At 58.9% G+C, this 20,703-nt stretch carries 15 protein-coding genes and 1 pseudogene; 11 read left to right on the top strand and 5 right to left on the bottom strand.

The window, feature by feature from the left end; all coding sequences use genetic code 11:
* Positions 1-90 precede the first annotated feature (90 nt).
* The 9 genes from EYC95_RS21135 (at position 91) to EYC95_RS21170 (ending at position 7,076) form a co-directional block, all read left to right on the top strand.
* On the top strand, positions 91-1,413 hold the full coding sequence (locus EYC95_RS21135) for an MFS transporter (RefSeq protein WP_131062062.1): 1,323 nt from the start codon (positions 91-93) through the stop codon (positions 1,411-1,413).
* Between the two features lie 152 nt (positions 1,414-1,565).
* Complete coding sequence (araD1, locus tag EYC95_RS21140; RefSeq protein ID WP_131062063.1) at positions 1,566-2,558, top strand: AraD1 family protein; 993 nt, start codon at positions 1,566-1,568, stop codon at positions 2,556-2,558.
* A 10-nt stretch (positions 2,559-2,568) separates the two neighbouring features.
* Positions 2,569-4,149 carry an aldehyde dehydrogenase (NADP(+)) gene (locus EYC95_RS21145; RefSeq protein ID WP_131062064.1) on the top strand — a complete coding sequence of 527 codons (1,581 nt, stop codon included), beginning with the start codon at positions 2,569-2,571 and terminating at the stop codon, positions 4,147-4,149.
* A 215-nt stretch (positions 4,150-4,364) separates the two neighbouring features.
* Positions 4,365-4,661, top strand: a complete 297-nt coding sequence (locus tag EYC95_RS21150; protein ID WP_131062065.1) for a DUF5629 family protein — start codon at positions 4,365-4,367, stop codon at positions 4,659-4,661.
* Complete coding sequence (locus tag EYC95_RS21155; RefSeq protein ID WP_131062066.1) at positions 4,654-5,823, top strand: lactonase family protein; 1,170 nt, start codon at positions 4,654-4,656, stop codon at positions 5,821-5,823. The genes EYC95_RS21150 and EYC95_RS21155 overlap by 8 nt, the downstream gene beginning before the upstream one ends.
* Positions 5,824-5,978: 155 nt before the next feature.
* On the top strand, positions 5,979-6,158 hold the full coding sequence (locus EYC95_RS21160) for a hypothetical protein (RefSeq protein WP_010459844.1): 180 nt from the start codon (positions 5,979-5,981) through the stop codon (positions 6,156-6,158).
* A 210-nt stretch (positions 6,159-6,368) separates the two neighbouring features.
* A complete protein-coding gene (locus EYC95_RS30700; protein WP_256656983.1) occupies positions 6,369-6,494 on the top strand; it encodes a hypothetical protein in 126 nt (41 codons plus the stop codon).
* A 115-nt stretch (positions 6,495-6,609) separates the two neighbouring features.
* The gene (locus EYC95_RS21165) at positions 6,610-6,822 is read left to right on the top strand and encodes a hypothetical protein (RefSeq protein WP_131062067.1); all 213 of its coding nucleotides are present in this window, start codon (positions 6,610-6,612) and stop codon (positions 6,820-6,822) included.
* Complete coding sequence (locus tag EYC95_RS21170) at positions 6,819-7,076, top strand: hypothetical protein (protein WP_131062068.1); 258 nt, start codon at positions 6,819-6,821, stop codon at positions 7,074-7,076. The genes EYC95_RS21165 and EYC95_RS21170 overlap by 4 nt, the downstream gene beginning before the upstream one ends.
* Before the next feature lie 167 nt (positions 7,077-7,243).
* Here EYC95_RS21170 and EYC95_RS21175 read toward each other — a convergent pair whose 3' ends face one another.
* The 5 genes and pseudogenes from EYC95_RS21175 to EYC95_RS21195 all read right to left on the bottom strand — a co-directional run bounded on the left by EYC95_RS21175 (position 7,244) and on the right by EYC95_RS21195 (position 14,658).
* Positions 7,244-7,840, bottom strand: coding sequence for a glutathione S-transferase (locus EYC95_RS21175; RefSeq protein ID WP_131062069.1), 597 nt, complete (start codon positions 7,838-7,840; stop codon positions 7,244-7,246).
* Positions 7,837-11,478, bottom strand: coding sequence for an AAA family ATPase (locus EYC95_RS21180; RefSeq protein ID WP_131062070.1), 3,642 nt, complete (start codon positions 11,476-11,478; stop codon positions 7,837-7,839). Before EYC95_RS21180 ends, EYC95_RS21175 begins: the two co-directional genes overlap by 4 nt.
* The gene (locus EYC95_RS21185; RefSeq protein ID WP_131062071.1) at positions 11,475-12,719 is read right to left on the bottom strand and encodes an exonuclease SbcCD subunit D C-terminal domain-containing protein; all 1,245 of its coding nucleotides are present in this window, start codon (positions 12,717-12,719) and stop codon (positions 11,475-11,477) included. The genes EYC95_RS21180 and EYC95_RS21185 overlap by 4 nt, the downstream gene beginning before the upstream one ends.
* Positions 12,720-12,977: 258 nt before the next feature.
* A pseudogene (locus EYC95_RS21190) lies at positions 12,978-13,187 on the bottom strand (protein BatD); the annotation flags it as partial.
* A 37-nt stretch (positions 13,188-13,224) separates the two neighbouring features.
* A complete protein-coding gene (locus EYC95_RS21195) occupies positions 13,225-14,658 on the bottom strand; it encodes a DHA2 family efflux MFS transporter permease subunit (protein ID WP_131062072.1) in 1,434 nt (477 codons plus the stop codon).
* A 350-nt stretch (positions 14,659-15,008) separates the two neighbouring features.
* Here EYC95_RS21195 and EYC95_RS21200 point away from each other — a divergent pair, with 350 nt between their 5' ends.
* Both EYC95_RS21200 and EYC95_RS21205 read left to right on the top strand, forming a co-directional pair.
* Positions 15,009-19,886: a beta-ketoacyl synthase N-terminal-like domain-containing protein gene (locus EYC95_RS21200; RefSeq protein ID WP_131062073.1), complete on the top strand. Its 4,878-nt coding sequence runs from the start codon at positions 15,009-15,011 to the stop codon at positions 19,884-19,886.
* Positions 19,883-20,689 (top strand): polyketide synthase dehydratase domain-containing protein, encoded by an 807-nt coding sequence (locus EYC95_RS21205; RefSeq protein WP_131062074.1) that lies wholly within the window; start codon positions 19,883-19,885, stop codon positions 20,687-20,689. Before EYC95_RS21200 ends, EYC95_RS21205 begins: the two co-directional genes overlap by 4 nt.
* Positions 20,690-20,703: the final 14 nt, after the last annotated feature.

Raw genomic sequence — 20,703 nt, forward strand, 5'->3', positions numbered from 1 at the left:
AGTCGTTTTCAACGGAGGGATTGCCCTGGCAGTTTTCGGCGAGAGGCGTCCCCCGAGGTTCTATAACAACAACAATCGGAGACCGATCTCATGAGCCAGGAACTGCGGCTTATTCGTCGCATCACGCTGAAACTGATTCCCTTCCTGATCCTGCTGTACCTGATCGCCTATGTGGATCGCTCCGCCGTAGGGTTCGCGAAGTTGCACATGGGCGCCGACATTGGCCTGGGCGATGCGGCCTATGGTCTCGGCGCAGGGTTGTTCTTCATTGGCTACTTCCTGCTGGAAATCCCCAGTAACCTGATGCTCGACCGCTTCGGCGCCCGGCGCTGGTTCGCGCGGATCATGGTCACCTGGGGCGCCATCACCATCGGCATGGCCTTCGTCCAGGGGCCGCACAGCTTCTATGTCATGCGCTTTCTGCTCGGCGCGGCCGAAGCCGGGTTCTTTCCGGGCGTTCTCTACTACATCACCCAATGGTTCCCGGTTCGTCATCGCGGCAAGATCCTCGGGCTGTTCATCCTTTCCCAACCCATCGCGATGATGATCACCGGCCCGGTGTCCGGCGGCTTGCTCGGCATGGACGGCATCCTGGGTCTGCATGGCTGGCAGTGGCTGTTCATCGTCATCGGCACCCCGGCGATCCTGCTGACCTGGCCGGTGCTGCGCTATCTGCCGGACGGCCCGCAACAGGTGAAATGGATGGATCAGGCCGAGAAAGACTGGCTGACCGGTGAGCTGAAAAAGGACCTTGAGGCATACGGCCAGACCCGGCACGGCAATCCGCTGCATGCCCTGAAAGACAAGCGCGTGTTGCTGCTGGCGCTGTTTTATCTGCCGGTGACCTTGAGCATTTATGGCCTGGGCCTGTGGCTGCCCACGTTGATCAAACAGTTCGGCGGCTCTGATCTGGTGACCGGTTTCGTGTCATCGGTGCCGTACATCTTCGGGATCATTGGTTTGCTGATCATTCCGCGCAGTTCCGACCGCCTGAATGATCGTTACGGCCACCTCGCTGTGCTTTATGTGCTGGGTGCCATCGGCCTGTTCCTCAGCGCCTGGCTGACGGTGCCGATGCTGCAACTCGCGGCGTTGTGCCTGGTAGCGTTTGCGCTGTTTTCCTGCACGGCGGTGTTCTGGACCTTGCCCGGTCGTTTCTTCGCAGGCGCCAGTGCGGCGGCGGGGATCGCGTTGATCAACTCGGTGGGCAACCTGGGTGGCTATATCGGGCCGTTCGTGATTGGTGCGCTGAAGGAATACACCGGCAACCTGGCATCGGGGCTGTATTTCCTGTCGGGTGTGATGGTGTTCGGGCTGGTGTTGACCGGCGTGGTGTATCGGTTGCTGGAGCGCAAGCATGTGCTGTCGGGTGACCAGTTTGCCGCCAGTGCCAGAGGCGCAACCCGTACCTGAGGAGTTACACCGATCCACTGTGGGAGTGAGCCTGCTCGCGATGACTGACTCACTTTCACCAATGGAGTCGACTGTCAGATCGCTATCGCGAGCAGGCTCACTCCCGCACGGGTTTTGCGGTGTGTTCGAGTTTTGTTTAAAGGAGAAAATCCATGCGTTTAGTGCAGTTCGAACTGAGTAACGGCGAGCGTCGGGTGGGCGTGGTCGAAGAGGGGCTGATCCGCGAAGTGCAGGACGCGCGCACTGTTCGCGACCTGGCCCTGGCGGCGATCGAGGCGGGCGTCAATCTGCAGCAGCAGGTGAAAACCCTTGGCCTTGGCATCAGCCATGACTACGCAGAGTTGCTGGCCCAACTGCGGATCCTGCCGCCGCTGGATCACCCGGATCCGGCGCACATGCTGGTCAGCGGCACCGGCCTGACCCACCTCGGCAGCGCTTCGGCCCGGGACAAAATGCATCAGCAGGTCGGCGACGAAGCGGCGATGACCGACACCATGCGCATTTTCAGATGGGGCGTGGAGGGCGGTAAACCGGCGGCCGGCCAGGCTGGGGTGCAACCGGAGTGGTTCTACAAGGGCGACGGCAGCATCGTCGTGCGTCCGGGCCAACCGTTCCCGCTGCCGCCCTTTGCCGAGGACGCGGGTGAAGAGCCTGAACTCAGTGGCCTCTACGTCATCGGCCACGATGGCAAACCGTATCGCCTCGGTTTCGCGGTGGGCAACGAGTTCTCCGATCACGTCATGGAGCGCAAGAATTACCTCTACCTGGCGCATTCGAAACTGCGCAGTTGCAGCTATGGCCCGGAGCTTCGCGTCGGCAAATTGCCGGAGCATCTGGCCGGCACCAGCCGCATCCTGCGTGACGGCGAGGTGCTGTGGCAAAACGAGTTCCTCAGCGGCGAGGCCAACATGTGCCACAGCCTGGAAAACCTCGAGTACCACCATTTCAAATACAGCCAGTTCCTGCGTCCGGGGGACGTGCACATTCATTTCTTCGGCACCGCGACCCTGTCCTTTGCCGACGGCATTCGCACCCGACCGGGTGATGTGTTCGAGATCAGTCAGGCCGAGTTCGGCGCGCCGTTGATCAACGGGATTGCACCGGTTGAAGCAGCGTTCGAGCCCGGCACCGTCGGCACCCTTTAAGGAGACACCCATGACCCTGATTCTTGGTCACAACTACATCGGCGGCCAGCGCAGCGCCGCCGGCACCGTCAAATTGCAAAGCATCGATGCCAGCACCGGCGAGGCATTGCCTCATGATTTCTTCCAGGCCACGCCTGAAGAAGTCGATGCCGCCGCCAAGGCAGCCGCAGCCGCTTACCCGACTTACCGCAGCCTGAGCGCGGAACGTCGCGCGCAATTTCTCGATGCGATTGCCGATGAACTCGACGCCTTGGGCGATGATTTCGTCGCTGTGGTCTGCCGCGAAACGGCATTGCCTGCCGGACGTATTCAAGGTGAACGCGGGCGCACCAGCGGCCAGATGCGACTGTTCGCCAAAGTGCTGCGTCGCGGTGATTTCTACGGCGCGCGGATTGATCAGGCATTGCCGGATCGCCAACCGCTGCCACGTCCGGACTTGCGCCAATACCGCATCGGCCTAGGGCCCGTCGCCGTGTTTGGTGCGAGCAATTTTCCGTTGGCATTCTCCACGGCGGGCGGCGATACCGCCTCGGCGTTGGCCGCCGGTTGCCCGGTGGTGTTCAAGGCTCACGGCGGCCACATGGCCACTGCTGAACAGGTGGCTGATGCGTTGATTCGCGCGGCGGAAAAAACCGGCATGCCGGCCGGCGTATTCAACATGATCTACGGCGGCGGAGTCGGCGAAGCGCTGGTCAAGCACCCGGCGATTCAGGCGGTCGGTTTTACCGGTTCGCTGAAGGGTGGCCGTGCGTTGTGTGACATGGCCGCAGCACGTGCGCAGCCCATCCCGGTGTTTGCTGAGATGTCGAGCATCAACCCGGTGATCGTGTTGCCGCAGGCCCTGGACGTTCGCGCAGACACCGTTGCCCGCGACCTGACCGCTTCGGTGGTGCAGGGTTGCGGTCAGTTCTGCACCAATCCGGGCCTGGTGATGGGTATTCGCTCGGCGCAATTCTCCGCGTTCGCGCAACAGGTGGCGGGACTCATAGGCGATCAGCCGGCGCAAACGATGCTCAATGCCGGGACCTTGAGCAGCTATGGCAAAGGCTTGCAAAAACTCCTCGCTCACCCGGGTATCGAGCATCTGGCCGGCCAGGTGCAGCAGGGCAATCAGGCGCAACCGCAACTGTTTAAAGCCGACGTCAGCCTGTTGATCAATGGCGATGAAGTCTTGCAGGAAGAAGTCTTCGGCCCGACCACGGTGTTCGTCGAAGTCGCGGATCAGGCGCAACTCTGTGCCGCATTGAACGGCCTGCACGGGCAGCTGACGGCGACGATCATTGGCGAACCGGCGGACTTCGAACAGTTCCGCGAGCTGACAGCGTTGCTGGAGCAAAAGGTCGGACGGATCCTGCTCAATGGCTATCCGACGGGCGTTGAAGTCTGTGATTCGATGGTCCATGGCGGGCCGTATCCGGCGACTTCCGATGCGCGCGGCACATCGGTGGGTACGTTGGCGATTGACCGTTTCCTGCGGCCGGTGTGCTTCCAAAGCTATCCTGACAGCCTGCTGCCGGAGGCGTTGAAAAATGGGAATCCATTGCGCATTCAACGACTGGTGAACGGCCAACCATCCCGCGACGCCCTCTGACCGCCGAGCAAAACCCCCTGTAGGAGTGAGCCGGCTCCGGGCGGCGTTCCGACGATAGCGGTCTATCAGTCAAAAATGATGTCGACTGACACGCCGCTATCGCGAGCAGGCTCACTCCCACATTTGTTCGGGGTTGTATGGGATATGTGTGCCAGGCACAGGCCCTCCCTCACATTGAGCTATCATTGCGTTTTTCCCATTCAAAGATTACTGCCATGACTGCCGCTACCGACACCTTGCTCGCCACCCTCGAACACTGCGATATGGTGGAAATCGACGGGCTGCACGCCTTCGAATTCTCCCTCGATGAAGACGATAACCTGCACATCGAATGCCTCGACGGCCGCGTGTCCAAGCACTGGGAGTTCACCCCGGCCCAAGTCGAGGCCGCAACCTTCGACCCTACCCTGCAAAGCTGGCTGATCACCGGTGATTCCGGCGAGCACCGCTTGGTGTGCATGACCGCGTTCCGTGGTGACGACGAGGATGAAGAAGGGAATGAGGATGCATAAACTTTGGCCACTGTTGATGGCCGGCAGCATCGGCGCGATGGGCATTGAGGCGGCGTCGGCCGATGACTATCAATTGCTGGTCGGTTCCTACACGGCGGGGCAGAGTCAGGGGATTTATCGCCTGAACTTCGACAGCACCACCGGGCAGATCAACCCCAAGCCGCTGCAAGTGGTCACCAGTGAAAACCCGTCCTGGCTGACGGTTTCCAAGGATCAGCAGCGCCTGTTCGTGGTCAACGAAAACGGCCCCGGACAGAAAGATCCGGTAGGGCGCGTGAGCAGTTATGCCATCGACCCCAAGACCCACGAACTGAGCCTGATCAATCAGGTGCAGAGCCTGGGTAACGAGCCGACACATTCGAGCCTCAGCGGTGATGCCAGTCATTTGTTCGTCAGCAATTATTCGGTGGTTGAAGACCCGGGTGGCACGCTGGCGGTGTTGCCGGTTGGCGCTGATGGCAAGCTCAAAAACGTAGTGCAGATGAGCAGTCATCCGTCGAGCAGGGTTAACCCCGAGCGGCAGATGTCGGCGCATGTGCACTCGACGATTTCATCGCCGGACGGAAAGTTTGTGTTCTCCAATGACCTGGGGGCAGACAAGGTCTTTGTCTACCGCTTCGATCCCAAGGCGAACCCGGAGCTGCCGCTGGTTGCAGCCACCCCGGCATCCGTCCAGTTGCCACCCGGCAGCGGACCGCGTCATTTGTTGTTCAGCGTCGATGGCAAACATGCCTGGCTGACCATGGAAATGAGCGCGCAGGTCGCGGTGTTCGATTACCAGAACGGCAAGCTTGAGCAAACCCAGAGGGTTGATCTGGCGGCGGGTCAGCCTGTTTCCGACAAGGCAGCCGCTGCGCTGCACGCATCGGTCGATGGCAAGTTCCTCTACGTCAGCAACCGTGGCACCGCCAATCAGTTGCTGGTGTTTGCCATTGATCCTGCGACCGGCCACCTCAAAGAGTTGCAGCGTCGTTCGGTGGACGGTGATCATCCACGCGAGTTCAGCCTCGACCCGAGCGGCAAGTTCTTGCTGATTGCCAATCAGAAGAGCAACCAGATTGTCGTGGTCGAACGCGATGCCAAGAGCGGTTTGCTGGGTAAAACCGTGCAAAAGCTGCCGATGGATGCTCCGAGCGACCTCAAGTTTCTGGTGCGTCAATAGGCCGCAGGCCCCGGTTGATGGGGCCTGCGTCCTTGTATTAATGACGCTGATATCAGCTAATGCTACAAAAGATTTCAAGGCGCCCACCTCGACGGTTAAGTTTGCTTCACGGCCCCACCGGGCAAGCAAGCCAACTGAATCCGAGGAATACCGCCATGAACTTCAATCTCTTCTCCATCATCGCCGCTTCTGCCATCTCTGCCACCGTTGCTCTGCCAGCCAGCGCTAACGTTGAAATCAGCGACAAAAAATCCCACGCCCAGAGCTACACCCAGAAATACTTGCAACAGAGCGCCAACTTCTACGCGGCTCTGGATCACAAGACCCAAGCCTGAAATTCCAGCCCTGCACCTTTTATGCAGGAGCGAAGTCACTTGCGCCGATAGAGCTGAAAAGCATCGAGAAACCTGAGTGATGTCGCTCCTGCATAACGCGTTTACGTCAGCATCACATAGCCACTAATCAAGCGCTTGATGTCACATGGCCATGCGTTTAGATTTGACGCTGAGTTTTTGACTCCTTATCTAATAACAAGGATCGACAGCATGGCGATGCGTCTGGCAGTGGTTCTTCTGTTTCTCTATTCCACCCCCATTCTTTCGGCTGCCCAGCCCGTTCCAGACGACCCGGATGCGGCCCGCGAGCGCATGATGAGTTTTATTGAAGACTGAAATAGACTGGCTTAATGATTAACGAAGCTGATGGCTACTATGGAAAACCCTGAGTGGTTAACACAGCTTTTTTGATCGATTCTGTGGGCTCTGAAACATGCCCACGGAGAACACCATGGCCAGCTCAATCCTCACTTCTGCCAAATACGGCGCCTACCTGGCCATAGGCCTTTATGTGGCCCTGGTACTGGTCGTCAGCCTTTCGGCTCAATTGCAACATACCGTTGAAGCACCGATTCAGGTCGCTTATCCCGCCATCCAGTTCGAACACCGCGCTCAAAGCGTGATGGTTGAACACGCAGACTTGGCGGGAGTGGCAGGGGCATGAAAGGGGGCAAACTCTGGGTCATCGCCTTCCTGGCGTTCGTGACCAATGGCTCTTCCCTGTTGGGGATAGGGCAGGGCTCGGCAGGTTCCGTCGCACGGTCCATCGAAGCCAATCACAACCTTGCGCGGGACATTGAAACGGCAAAGGCCTTGGGATTGCTGGCAGGCAATCCGCCTATCAAACGCCAAGACGATTTTTTCGGGCCGTTCCAGGTTGATTGCTCGGTGTTGGAGATGTGTGAAGTGTTCGCCTGAGTCGTTCAGGCGACGCACTCTTTGTAGCAGCTGGCGAAGCCTGCGTTCGGCTGCGCAGCAGTCGTGAAACCAGAGCACGCGGTCTTCCAGATACATCTGACAACCGGATTCACGACTGCTGCGCAGCCGAACGCAGGCTTCGCCAGCTGCTACAGGGGGCGGTGCGGCTACTTCTGCATTACTCCGGTGAACAGTTCTGACTCCAAAAACCGCTGCAACCAAACCTGCAACCGCACATAAGGCGTCTGCCCGAACCACTCGCGATCGACATGGGCGAATTGCCGTATGAACGGCATCAACGCCACATCCGCCAGACTCGGATGCCCGGCCAGCAAGTAGTCGCGCCCCTCCAGCAACTCATCCAGCTTTCGCAAGAACACCTCACCCGCAGCGCGATAAGTTTCCATCGGCTGCTCGGGGTAACGCTCGGCGTACTTGTAGCGATTCAGATGCACCTTGAACGCCTGATCGTTCTCTTCAATCAGCGCGGCGATTTGCGCTTGTCCAGCAGGATCATCCTTGAGCAACCAATCCTGCGGATCGTTCTGCGCCAAGGCCCAGCGCATGATCGCCAGGCTTTCATCGATCACCTGACCGTCGACACTCAACACCGGGACCGTGCCCTTGGCTGATAGCGCGAGCATATCGGCAGGCTTGGCCTTCAGGCTGACCTCGATAATCTGCACCGCGACACCCGAATACCGCAGGGCCATGCGCGCTCGCATGGCGTAGGGGCAGCGGCGGAACGAGTACAGCGTATTCATTTCACCTCCAGGGTGCTCAAGCCATTGCCCTGGCGGTGGACCTGAATCTGCACCGGAATCCGCTCATGCATTTCCTGCACGTGGGAAATCACCGCGACCTTGCGGCCCTGGGCTTGCAAGCCATCCAGCGCGTCCATGGCCAGTTGCAGGGATTCCGGATCGAGGCTGCCGAAGCCTTCGTCGATGAACAGTGATTCGATTTTCAGTGTGCTGGAGGCCATCGACGCCAGACCGAGCGCCAAGGCCAGCGACACCAGGAACGTCTCGCCGCCCGACAACGAATGCACCGAACGCAGCTCGTCGCCCATCTCCGTGTCCATCACCAACAAGCCGAGCATGCTGCCACCGCGTTTCAGGCGATAGCGCCGCACCAGTTGCCGCAACTGCACGTTGGCGTGATGCACCAGCAAGTCGAGGTTGTAGGCCTGAGCGATCTTGCGGAAGGTGTCGCCGGTAGCCGAGCCGATCAACGCATTCAAGCGTGCCCAGCGCTGGTATTCGCTATAGGCGTCGGCGATCTGCTGCGCCAGGGCCTGATTGGCGTTCTGCCGCCGCTGGTCCTCGGCCTGTTCGGCACGCAGTTCGGCGCAGCGGTGTTCGCTGGCGGCGAACAGGTTTTGCAGTTCTGTCTGGGCCGTGGCGAGTTGCTCGGCGTCGAGGTTGCCGTTGTGTTGCGCCTGGTGATTGAGCAAGCGCTGATCGCGTTCCTGCAATCGCACGTTGGCCTGTTCGATGGCTTTTTCGCTGTGCTGCAATTGCTGGCGCAGTTCGCTGACCTGTTGATCGTCGATGCTCAGCAGAGCTTCCAGCCCCCCGTCATCCAGCTCCGGATGCAAGGCGCGCCAGTCGGCGACCTTCGCGCTCAGCTCGCGGTCCTCGGTTTCCAGGGCCAGCAGACGCTCCTGTTTGGCGTTAAGTTCGGCGGCCAATTCGACTAACCGCGTGCGCACGGTTTGCAGTTCCTGATTCGCCGTAACCTGGGCATTACGCGCCTGTTCGACGGCTTGATCCAGTTGCTGCTGCCACTGTTCGGCGCTGCTGTGTTCGCCGAGCAGTTCGGTCAGTTGTTGCTGGCAAGCCTGTTGTTGCTCGGCGAGGACGGTGAACTGTTGCTGAGCCGCTTCCAGTGCCTGGGCGCGGGCCAGTTGGCGGTCCTGTTCTTTTTCCAGTGTCTGCTGACGTTGTTGCTGTTCGCCGAGTTCATCGCGTTGCTGGTCGAGTTGCTCCAGACGTTGGGCTATCTGGCGGTCGAGCTGCATAAAGGTCGCGGCAGGTTCGTTGCGCAAGGCCTCAAGCGTCTCGGCCGGGAGCAGGGTGCTGAAGGCGCCCAACTCTTCGTCCAGTCGCTGGCGATCACTGCTCAGTTCACGCTGCTGATTGCTCAGGTGCTGAGTCGCTTGCTGGCTCGCCGCTTCGGCACTGCGCAGTTGCTGCTGAAGGCGAGCAGCGTCGTGTTGCAGGGTGAGCAGGGCGGTTTGCCGTTGTTCATCCTGGGCGATGCTCTGGTTCAACTGGCTATTTTGCTGCACGAGCCAGTTGTCGCGTTTGCTCGCGTCCTGAGCCAGCAATTGCGTGGACAATGGATGCGCTTCGAGGCTCGGTGTCAGGCCTTGTTGCTGGGCGGCGAGTTGGTCCTGTTGCTGCAACAGCTCTTTTTGCTGAGCGATCAATCCGCCGACTTCGGCGCGCAAATCGGTGAGTTTTTCTTTCAGTAGGTCAACCGCTTTCTGCGCGTTGGCCTGCTCGCTTTCATCGTGGCGACCGAGGCTTTGCAGCAACGCTTCGGGTTGATGATAAGGATGGTCGGGGCTGCCGCAGACCGGGCACGGCTGATCGTCCTGCAGCTGTTCTCGCAGTTCTTCGACGCTGGCGCTGCGAGCCAGACGCTGACGCTCCAGCAGTTCACGAGTGACGGTCAGGGTCTGTTCGGCGATGACCAGATCGTTCTTGGTCTTCACGCCGTCCTGGGTCAGGCGATCACGTTCCTGCTGGGCACTGAGCTGACGTTGCGAAAGCTCTGCGCCGCGCTTGTCGATCTCCTGCTGACTGGCCCACAACCGCGTCAGTTCTTCAAACGCTCGCAGTTGCTTGCGGTTGTCCTGCAACAGGTTGCCCAGCAGCTGGATCTGTTCGGCCACGGCCTCAGGCTCGGCACCCGCTTCTTTGTAGAGCACTTCCAGATTCTGCTTTTGCGCAGCCAGTTCTTCGCCCGCGCGGGTGGCGCTGTGCTCCAGCGCGGCCAGTTCAGCCTGGCCCTTGTTCAAGCGATTACCGATCAGCATCAGCTGTTGCAGGCGATCACGGTAGGCGTTCCACGCTTCGCTCAACGGTGCCAGGTGCGTGCTTTGCTCAAGCTCCCCGGCAATCCGATCCAGACGTGCAGCCACCTGCTTTTGTTGCTCAAGCAGGCCTTGAATCGTGTTCTGCCCTCGCGTACTGGCCAGTTCCGCTTGTTGCTTGAGGTCCGCGCTCGCACTGGCGTCTTTGACCAGCCGGGCGAGGGTGCTTTGCGCTTCAAAGGCCTGTCTTAGCAGCGGAGCCTTTGCGGTGTGTTGGCTTTGGGCTTCAACCAGCGCGGTCTGCGCAGCGCTCAAGCTCTGTTCGAGTTGCGCCTGACGTTCGTTCAACTCGGCTTGCTGTTGGGTGTGCTGCTGAATCTGCGCCGCCAGCGGGGTGAGCTGGGCGGTGAGTTCGGTCTTGCGGGCGAACTGGTGCCGCTGTGGGGCCAGATGTTCCAGGCGCGTCAGCTTCAACCGTTCACCAGCCAGGCTTTCCCAGTGCTGGCGGGCGCTGGTCAGTTGCTCGGTGGCGCTCTGTTGCTCGTCCTGCAATTGACGCAGGTCCTTGAGCCAGGTGTGCTGCAATTCAAGCTGTTTGAGTTGCGCTTGCTGAGTCTTGAGTTGCTGCTGCGCCTCGTTGAAGCGCTCATCAAGCTCGGCCCGGGATTCGGGTGACAGCGGCGTCACGCCCGTGGCCTGATCCTGCAGCAGCTTGTGCGCTTCGCGGGCTTCTTTGGCTTTGTCGAAGGCGCGGCGACCGAGACGGGTGTAGAGCGCGGTGTCGGTGAGTTTTTCCAGCAGTTCGCTGCGTTCGTTGTCGTTTGCCTTGAGGAAGGCACTGAACTCGCTTTGGGCCAGCAGCACGGCGCGGGTGAACTGTTCGAAGTTCAGGCCCAGCACGGCTTCGAGCTGGGTTTTGAAGTCGACTTTCTGACTGGCCAGCAGTTGATCCTGATCGATGTCGCGCAAACTCTGACGGCTGGCTTGCAGCTTGCCGCCGGCCTTCTCGCGGGCGCGATTAGCCTCCCAGCGAGCGCGGTAGCGAAGGCCATCGATGCCAACGAAATCTACTTCGGCATAGCCTTCGCCCGTGCCGCGACGCAGCAGCGTGCGGGGATCGCCCGTGCTGATCTCGCCGTCGGCGTCCGGCGCTTTGGCAGACACCTGAGCAGTGCTCAGCCGAGGCACAGCGCCGAACAGCGCCAGGCACAAGGCGTCGAGCAAAGTACTTTTGCCGGCGCCAGTCGGCCCGGTGATCGCGAACAGCCCGGCGCTGGCCAGCGGTTCTGCGGTGAAGTCGATTTCAAAAGGCCCGGCCAATGAGGCGAGGTTTTTCAGGCGGATCGCGAGGATCTTCATGGTTGTTCGCTCTCCATCTGCACATCCTGCAACAGCTCGGCAAAGTCCTTCAGTGTTTGCTCATCGACCTCGCTGCCGTAACTGTCCTGCCAGGCGCGACTGAACAGTTCCTGAGGTGTGAGCTGGTCGAGTTCGATCAAGGTCGTGCCGTCATCGAGCCCCTCGCGGCTGCCGTTGCCGGCATATTCGGCGGCAATGCGCACCAGGCGCACGGCTTTGCCTTGCAGGGCGGTTTCCACTTGATGACGCAAGTCGGGTTGCGGCTCGTCGAGACGCACCCGAACTTCCAGCCACGGCTGGCGCTGGATATCGGCCAGCAAATCGATGTTTGGCAGGTCGGCCAACTGCAAGAGGATTTCGGCCAAGGGGGCCGGGCCGGTGCGTTGCAGGTTGACTGCGCGAGGGATCAGTTTCGGTTCGACGCTGACCAGGGTTTCGCCGTCGAGCGTGACGTCGAGAATCTGATGCTGATAACCGATTTCGGAGAACGACAACGGAATTGGCGAGCCGCTGTAGCGGATACGCTCTTCACCATTGACCTTCTGCGGCTTGTGCAAGTGGCCGAGGGCGACGTAACTGATGCTCGGCCCGAACAGGCTGGCGGGCAGCGCTTCGGCGTTGCCGATGATCAGGCTGCGCTCGGAATCTTCCGACACCGAACCGCCGGCCATGTGCGCGTGGCTGATGGCGATTAGCGCCTGGCCCGGCTGGCGTTTGGCATTGGCCGCTTCGATCAGCCACTCGTGAACCTGACCGATGCCGCGTAGGTAGTTGTCGCCCAAATGCGCGCCGGTCACTTCGGCCGGTCGCAGGAATGGCAGCGCCAGGCACCAGCCGGCAATGTCCCCGGTGGCATCGGGCAGAGGCAGCAATAGGCGTTCGGCGTCCAGTTGACCGTCATCAAGCCACAGCACACGGCCCAAAGCGTGGGTGCGCAAGCGTCGCATCAATGGCGCCGGCAGTTCAATGCGCGAGCCGGAGTCGTGGTTGCCGGCGATCATCACGATGGTTAGCTTCGGCTGTTGCTCATGGGCACTGACGATGAAATCGTAGAGGCGTTCCTGGGCTTTGACGGGCGGGTTGACCGTGTCGAAGATGTCGCCGGCAATCAGCAGCACATCAGGCTGGTCCAGCTTCAGCTGACACAGCAGCCATTCAAGAAAACAGGCGTGCTCGAAATCGCGTTCCTGGCCGTGCAGGTTCTGCCCAAGGTGCCAGTCGGAGGTGTGAAACAGACGCAAGGCGAACTCCGTAGGAAATAAGGTAATGGCCGCGAGGAAAATGATGGCGGCGAAAGGGGAGAGAGTTTACTGGCAAACGCGGTGGATGTGGCCAACACCACAACCCTGTAGCAGCTGGCGAAGCCTGCGTCCGGCTGCGCAGCAGTCGTAAATGCGGCTTGCGCGGTTTGTCTGATACACCGCATGCGCTGATTTTACGACTGCTGCGCAGCCGGACGCAGGCTTCGCCAGCTGCTACAGGGAGTGTGGTGGCAGTGACTATTTTGGGTAAAGCGGCGGAAGGCCACTGTCACCCACCGGGTCCTGAACCCGCTCGGCAATCGGGATCGCCTTGATCGCCCGCCACAATTCTTCGCCTTGCCAGTGCTGCCCGGTTTCGCTGTAGAGCGCGCCGTTCAAGCCGTCCAGCGCGTCGGACAGTGGCACGAAGCGGGCGGCCATGTCGGCGAGGGCTTCCGGTTGCTGCCGGGTCGGCCATTTACTTCGCTGGTGTTTGGGTCAGGGATCATTTACGCAGGAACACCGCTCCAATCAGCGAGGCTAAGAGGGAAAGCAGGGCCCCCACTAAAAATGCCATCCCATAACCTCCGCCCAACGCTTCAAGAGGTCCAAGACCGTTATCTATAAGGTAATCACGGTGATAGGAAGCCAGACTGCTGATGAGGGCGAGACCCAATGCACCGCCCATCATGAAGGATGTGTTGACAATACCTGAAGCGAGGCCGGACTCACTGGGTTCCACATCGTTCATGGCGGCCACTAGCACCGGGTTGAACGCCATTCCGGCACCCAATCCCAATAACAGCATGCCTGGTAAGACGTCAAACAGAAAATCACCGTTAGCGGGTGCCCTTGACAGTAGCAGCAGACCTGCGGCGGCCAGCGCGAGACCCAGGACCAGCGGCGGCTTGATGCCGTAACGAATGATGAGCCTCGAGGACAGGCTCAATGAACACACGGCCATCACCAGGTTGGCGGGCAAAAAGGCCAGTCCTACTTCAAGCGGGCTGTAGTCCAAAATCTGTTGCAGGTAGAGGGCGCACAGAAAAAACCAAGCGAACATCGACGTTGCCCAGAGGATACCGATCAGGTTGGCTGTGCTCAGGTTTCGTAAGCGGAACAGACGCAGCGGTACTAACGGTTCCTTCACGCGAAGCTCTATCGCTAAAAACAGCACGAACATAAAGACCGCCAGTGCCAGTAAGCCAAGCGTCTGCTTGGAACCCCAGCCTGCGTGATTGCCATTCATGATCGCGTACACCGCCAGCATCAGTGCAGCAATGATTGTGATGGCGCCGGCCACATCGAGCTTACCTTTGTTGATTTTTTCGGCAGGCGGAAGCAAGCGGTTGGTCAGGCCTAGAACGATGATCCCCAAGGGCAAGTTAACCAGGAAAATCGAATGCCAATTATAGGTATTGGTCAGGACGCCCCCCAACAACACACCGATGCTGCCGCCGCCGGCACATACGAAACTGTAGGCGCCGATGGCTTTCGCGCGCTCGATCGGGTCGGTGAACAAATGAATGATCAGCGACAGCGCGGTGGCTGTGACCAGTGCGCCGCCTAGGCCCTGGAAACCCCGCGCGGCCACAAGGGTCCATTGCGTCGATGCCAGCCCGCAGGCCAGTGATGCCAGCGTGAAGAGGGTGACTCCACCAATGAAAAGATTGCGCTGACCGTATAAGTCGCCCAAACGACCGCCCAACAGCAAGAAACCTCCAAACGTCAGCAAATACGCATTGATGATCCAGGCCAGCGAAACATCGCTGAAGCCCAGTTCTAATTTGATCGAGGGCAGCGCGACGTTAACGATCGTGGTGTCTAGCACAATCATCAATGTGGCCAGGCAGACAATTACTAACGCTTGCCAGCGTTTCTCACGATAAGCGTCCTGCTCCAAGCTCAGCGGTAGTGAGCTTGTGTTTATATCATCCATAAAAAATATCCATGTAGGAAGTTGCTGAGTGAAAGGTCTTCGAAGTGCCGAATTCATTGGCTGATGTGGGAATTTGCTGAAGGTTAAGTCAGTCAAATATCGTGGTTTTTAAATGGATTGCAGATGTAGGAAAGTGGTTTCGCAGTTAATGTAGCCCAATATTTGATATTTGCAAGTCGGGTTGCTTCCTACGCTTTTTGTGCTGTAGGCTCTTCGTCAATAGTTGATATTTCGCAAAGGGTTATAATTCGCTGAGTAGTCATAACATGTTGTATTCAGGTGATTTTTAGTAATTTATGGACTGGACGTTTAATAAGGCGTCGTAGAATGGCCGGGAGGGCCGATATACAATGCACAGGCTCGCGAGTTGCCATGAGGAACTTATATTCGACCGAATAGAGAAAAATCGGGGTGATCCCGGTTGCACGCTGTCATATGCCTTTCTACTTCATGGCGAAATAGTGGCAAGTGTGTTGAATGATGCACTGTACACATTGATTTTTCGAGATTATCGAACGGCATTAAGCACATTCGTTAGAAGAGAGTCTGGTCTTCATGTTTATCCGGCTGCAATGCCGAAGAATGTACTGGAATATGTAGAGTGTACCTCCCGTAGTGAGCCTTTTTTCATGCCCGGTTCTACGATTTCACTCCCGGACAGCCGGCTGTATAGCTTCACGCTGACGAAACACTCGGAGCATCTCCACCATCTTCGATTGACGTTCAGCCATCTGATTTTCGACGGGCAGAGCTATCGGATATTTTGTACGTTGCTAACCCGACTTTACGGACAAGCGCGTGTCCGACCCGACCCGGTCGATGAAGCTCAACGTACCCAATGTATTCCTCTTGAGGCGAGGTCCCTTCAATCGGCCGACTCGGTCGCTTTCTGGAAGGACCGGCTGAGCCGATATCCGCTCGGCCAAACGTTGACGTTTCTCAAGGCGCGATATCGGGGTGAATCCCTCTTTGTGACTGTCAAACGCTCGCTGAGCGGCTCGGACTACGCAGCCCTCCAGGCGTTTGTTGCGGCGTCAAACAGTACGTTGTTCAGATTGATCGTAGCCGCGACGGCCATAACAATCGCCCGTTACAGCAAGGATCAGGACCTTGAAGGGGTCAGCATTGCGCATACGCTCGACACTCGGCAGCAGCCCGGTGCGCTGGGATGCTTCACCAGCCTGGTGCCCTTGTGGATTCCACACCACCCGGAGTGGTCGCCTCGCCAGTACCTGAGCCATGTGGATCAGGAACGCCGCGCCCTCAGGGCGCATCAACTGTTGGCACCCCAGACGATGTTGGGGCTTGCGGATGAGCGTCTAAATCGTAATCGTCCGGTCCTGAACGTCGTGGTCAACCAGTCCGAGGGACTGTTGCCAAGCGTCTGCCCTGAGCTGGAAGGGCTCAAGGTCGAATTGATCGAAACGCCATTGACCGGGGGGCCATACGATCTAGGGGTGAATTTCCATTACGATGCCGAGGGGCTTTCTCTGAGTGTCGATATCCCCGAAAGCCTTGCTACTGTCGCCCTGGTCCAACAGTGGGCCGATAACCTCATGCAGGTGTTGAATCGCTTCGTGAGTGACGGCGATACCCCCATCGACGCCATCGAGTTTACCCAACCCCTGCACCCGGCGGCATGCGGCGATGTAGTGGCGTTGACCGAGACTGATAGTGTGGTTGCACGCTTGCGTGAACAGGTGCAATTGCGCCCGGAAAAAACCGCCGTGCAGTCGCCACATCAGGCGCTGACGTATGCTCAATTGTCAGACCAGTCGCTAAATCTGGCCCGGCAAATTCAGGCAGTTGTCGAAGGAGCACCGCTGCGGCACGGTATCGGCCTGTTGCTAGGGCGCTCCTCCTGGCTACCGGTGTCGATGCTCGCCGCATTGAATCTTCAGGTCCCATTTATTCCCCTGGACAGCGCGCTGCCGGGCCAACGGCTAGACGCGATCATTGTCTCGACGCGATTGGCGGTGGTGCTCAGCGATGGGCTGGTGGATGTCGCGGAATTAAAGGCTCGCCATCCTGGGGTGCTGGTGATCGAATTACCTCACTCCGGCACGCTGTCGAGTATCAGTGAGGAACCGCTTCGGGAGTTGGGCTGCGATCAGGCCTACATTCTGTTCACCTCAGGCTCGACTGGTGTGCCCAAGGGCGTTGCACCGACCCGAGACAACCTTTCGAATTTTCTGATGGCCATGACGTTTGAGCCTGGGTTCTGTGAAGAAGACCATTTCCTGGCGTTGACGCCCATTAGTTTCGATATTTCGATTCTCGAACTGCTGCTGCCACTGGTTGTCGGCGGCACAGTGGAAATTGTCGATGACGAGACTCGTCGCTCGGCGACGGCACTCGCCCGGCACATCAATGACTCTGCCGCCACGGTAGTCCAGGCTACTCCCGCCACCTGGCGATTGCTTAAGAATGCCCGATGGTCCTGCCCTCGCAGGCTGACGATTGTTTGCGGTGGAGAAGCATTGACGGCTGATATCGCGCAGTTCCTGCTCCGGGACCGGCACTTGTTGTACAACGTTTATGGTCCTACGGAGGCAACGGTTTGGGCTTCTTGTGCGCGTATTGACGATCCCGATGTCATTTACCTCGGCCGTCCTGTACTCAACAGTCGCTTTTATGTCGTTGACGAAAACCTGCGAACCGTCGCCAACGGCCAGGCAGGGGAACTGCTGATCAGCGGAGCCAGCGTGGCGCCGGGTTATTTTAATGTCGACAGCCGTAAGGCGTTCATCGATGTGCCCGGCATCCACGGCAAAGTCTACCGTACGGGCGATCAGGTCAGACATTTCGGCGAGGGGCAGTTGGCCTATCTGGGGCGGGCCGATAGTCAGCTCAAACTCAATGGACATCGGATCGAACTTGACGAAATCAATGTTCGTCTTGCCGCGTTGCTCGGGCCGGTGGAGGTGTTCACGGTCGTGCGTACCGGCGCCGTCCCTCACTTGTACAGCTTTTACTGGTCCGGGCAGGGCGATGCAGTGGATGAGCTTCGCGTCCTGGCTGAACTGAAAAAAGTAGTTCCGCTTTACATGATCCCGGCTGCTCTCTTGCGTCTGGAGGCGATCCCGCTGACTACGAGTGGCAAGGTCGATTTACGAAGCCTGGCCAGCGACCCACTGGAGCTGCTGAGCATCTTGCCCTCTGGCGCCGTCAAGCCTGTTTCTGCGCTGGCACCATCAAACCACGAGTCTGAGGGCCGCGAGGCCAAAGTCCGGGCCATTATCCTTTCTTGTCTTGGGGTGGATGTCCACGATAGGCAACTGCCTCTGGGATGGTTGGGCCTGAATTCGATTTCCTACAATCTGTTGTCACAGTCACTGTCCGACGAACTAGGGGTTAGAATCGCCCCCCATCGTTTCTATGCCCTCAACACGCTGGCTGCCATCACCGAAGAGCTGTCGGACCGCCAGCCGCTGAACGGAGATGCCGATAGCCAGCAGGCGAGTGAGACGTCGCAGCCAGCGACCCGAACTGAACGGGACGATCAGATCGCGATCATCGGTTTTTCCGTATTGATGCCCTCAGACCTTGAGGCCCCAGGTTTCTGGCAGGCTTTGCTGGACAATCGAAACCTGATCTCCAGCACCTTGCGTCCCGGTTTTACCGCGCCGCTTCAGGCCGGTTTTCTAAAAAATATCAAGGCGTTCGATGCCAAGTTGTTTTCCATTTCACCGCTGGAAGCCAATTACATGGATCCGCGTCAACGCCTGCTCTTGCAGACGACCTGGCGCACACTTGAAGACGCCGGGTATGCACCGCACGCCTTGGCCGGCAGTCGAACCGGCTGCTATATCGCAGGAACAGGTGCCGACTACGCCACGCTGCAGGCCAGGTTCTCCACGCCTCCCAACCCGTACACATTGCCTGGCAACTCGTTGAGTATCCTGGCCAATCGTCTGTCGAGTTTTTTCGACTGGCGCGGCCCGTCCTTCACCTTGGATACCGCCTGTTCAGGCTCGTTGAGTGCACTGGTCAAGGCGTGCCAGGATCTGGCTTCGGGTGTTTGTGAAGTCGCGCTGGCGGGCGGCATCAACCTGATTGCCGATGACCAGATTTCCTTGGGGCTACAGGCCGGCAACTTTATGTCTCCGAAGTTTCGTTGTGCCAGTTTCGATGAGTCTGCCGACGGCTATGTCCGCGCAGAAGGCGTGGGATGTTTCTTGCTTAAACCTCTGCGTCAGGCCCAGCAGGATGGGGATGCCGTTCATGGTGTGATCCTGGCGTATGGTGAAAATCATGGCGGACGGGCCAACTCCCTGACCGCGCCTAACCCGGCTGCTCAGGCTGCGCTGTTGACTCGCGTCTACAGTCCTCCAGGGCTCGCCGCACAAGTCAGTTACATCGAGACCCACGGCACCGGTACGTTGTTGGGCGATCCAATCGAAATTGACGCGCTCAAAGCCGCCTGGCGCGAACTGTGTCCGAACCAGCCTGAGCAGTCGGTCTGGCTGGGGGCCGTAAAGTCCAATATCGGTCATTTGGAGCCAGCCGCTGGGGCCGCGTCGCTGGCCAAAGTGCTGCTGGCCATGCAGCACAGCACTCTGACAGCGAACCATCACTTCAGTCGGTTAAATCCACTGATCAACCTAGAGCAGTCCCCGTTCTCGATCCTCACCCAAACACAGCCGTGGCCTTCGCCGCAGGTGGCGGGTATCAGTTCGTTCGGTTTCGGCGGAGCCAATGCTCATTTGGTCGTTGGCCAAGCGCCGCACCGTGTGCGATGTACCAATCTTCACGCCTGTTATCTGGTCACATTGTCCGCTGCCAGCGACAACGCCTTGCAGGCCATGCGTGAACAACTCAAAGACTTTTTGACACTTACGTTGCGCAATGATCCGTCGCTCCTCGACTTGGAACAAGTTGCCTACACGTGTAACAGCGGTCGTGCTCAGGCGGAATTCAGATTGGCCTGGGTGGCTAGCAGTCTTGCTGATCTGGTACAGCAACTGGCACTACCGTCTGCCTCATGGCGTGCGGTCGCTCAAGCCAATGGCGCCGCTGCTGCAGTGCTGCGGTCAGACCTGCCCCGGCACGAAGCGTTGTCAGCCCTCAGAGAATGCTTCTTGCTGGGCGAGACTCTGGATTGGACGAGCGTCCATCGGGGCGAAAGCGGCCAGCGAGTGCATCTGCCGACTTATCGCTTCGACGAGCGCGACTATTGGTTTGACCAGATACGTCCAAACCGCGCCGGTCAGGAATCAGCAAGATGATCGGGGAGGGTATTTTTGCTCCTTTCATTCAGGCGCAGGGCCACGCCGCGACGCTCTGTCTGCCGCCCCATCATCCGTGCTTTTCTGATCATCAGGTGCGCTCGATGCCGGTCTTGCCCGGCGTGAGTTACCTGGAGCTGGTCTTGAATGCCGCGAAGTTACTCTTTCCGCACTACACGACAAGCACTCTGGAAGATTGCCTGTGGCTCAGGCCGTTTCTTGGCAACGTCCCGGCCCCGCGACTGAACATCGAGTTCAAGCCGGTCGGCGATGAGCGTCTGGCGTTTACCGTCGGTGACCAGGAACATACCTATGCGCTGGGCTGTCTCTGCGCGGAGCCCGCAAAAACGGACATTCCTGCGCAGGGCCAACGTATTCGCGAGCAGTTGGGGCGGCACTTCAGCCGGTATTTCAGCCATCAGCAGGTGTACGCCGAATTCACGGGCATGGGGATCGACTACGGCCCGTTCTTCAAAAAGATCAGCGATGTGCGCATCCATGAGCAACAGTCCCTGGCCTTGCTTTCAAGGCAGGCCGGTGCCGGATTTTGCTTCAGTAATCTACTGGACTGCGCGTTTCAATCGGGCATGGCCATTTCCATTGGCACCGAGCGCGGCAGCCTGATGCCGTTTTCACTCGGCACGCTGGTGCTGCATGCGCCCATCGACTTCAGTCACACGAGTGAATACTGGGTCACCACCCAAAAAAACACTGAGTTTCGAACCGACATTTGCGTGCTCAGCCATGACGGCAGACCGCTGATTTCGGTTCGCGACCTGGGCGTCAAACCGTCTCTTCTGTAAAGCGCAGATCATAT

The sequence above is a fragment of the Pseudomonas sp. BGI-2 genome (assembly GCF_004310295.1).
GTDB lineage: Bacteria > Pseudomonadota > Gammaproteobacteria > Pseudomonadales > Pseudomonadaceae > Aquipseudomonas.

Coding starts and splice junctions, on each gene's coding strand:
- EYC95_RS21160 (WP_010459844.1), top strand. CDS start 5,979: ATGAACTTCAATCTCTTCTCCATCATCGCCGCTTCTGCCATCTCTGCC.
- EYC95_RS21195 (WP_131062072.1), bottom strand. CDS start 14,658: ATGGATGATATAAACACAAGCTCACTACCGCTGAGCTTGGAGCAGGAC.
- EYC95_RS21165 (WP_131062067.1), top strand. CDS start 6,610: ATGGCCAGCTCAATCCTCACTTCTGCCAAATACGGCGCCTACCTGGCC.
- EYC95_RS21200 (WP_131062073.1), top strand. CDS start 15,009: ATGCACAGGCTCGCGAGTTGCCATGAGGAACTTATATTCGACCGAATA.
- EYC95_RS21135 (WP_131062062.1), top strand. CDS start 91: ATGAGCCAGGAACTGCGGCTTATTCGTCGCATCACGCTGAAACTGATT.
- EYC95_RS21205 (WP_131062074.1), top strand. CDS start 19,883: ATGATCGGGGAGGGTATTTTTGCTCCTTTCATTCAGGCGCAGGGCCAC.
- EYC95_RS21150 (WP_131062065.1), top strand. CDS start 4,365: ATGACTGCCGCTACCGACACCTTGCTCGCCACCCTCGAACACTGCGAT.
- EYC95_RS21180 (WP_131062070.1), bottom strand. CDS start 11,478: ATGAAGATCCTCGCGATCCGCCTGAAAAACCTCGCCTCATTGGCCGGG.
- EYC95_RS30700 (WP_256656983.1), top strand. CDS start 6,369: ATGGCGATGCGTCTGGCAGTGGTTCTTCTGTTTCTCTATTCCACCCCC.
- araD1 (WP_131062063.1), top strand. CDS start 1,566: ATGCGTTTAGTGCAGTTCGAACTGAGTAACGGCGAGCGTCGGGTGGGC.
- EYC95_RS21155 (WP_131062066.1), top strand. CDS start 4,654: ATGCATAAACTTTGGCCACTGTTGATGGCCGGCAGCATCGGCGCGATG.
- EYC95_RS21175 (WP_131062069.1), bottom strand. CDS start 7,840: ATGAATACGCTGTACTCGTTCCGCCGCTGCCCCTACGCCATGCGAGCG.
- EYC95_RS21145 (WP_131062064.1), top strand. CDS start 2,569: ATGACCCTGATTCTTGGTCACAACTACATCGGCGGCCAGCGCAGCGCC.
- EYC95_RS21170 (WP_131062068.1), top strand. CDS start 6,819: ATGAAAGGGGGCAAACTCTGGGTCATCGCCTTCCTGGCGTTCGTGACC.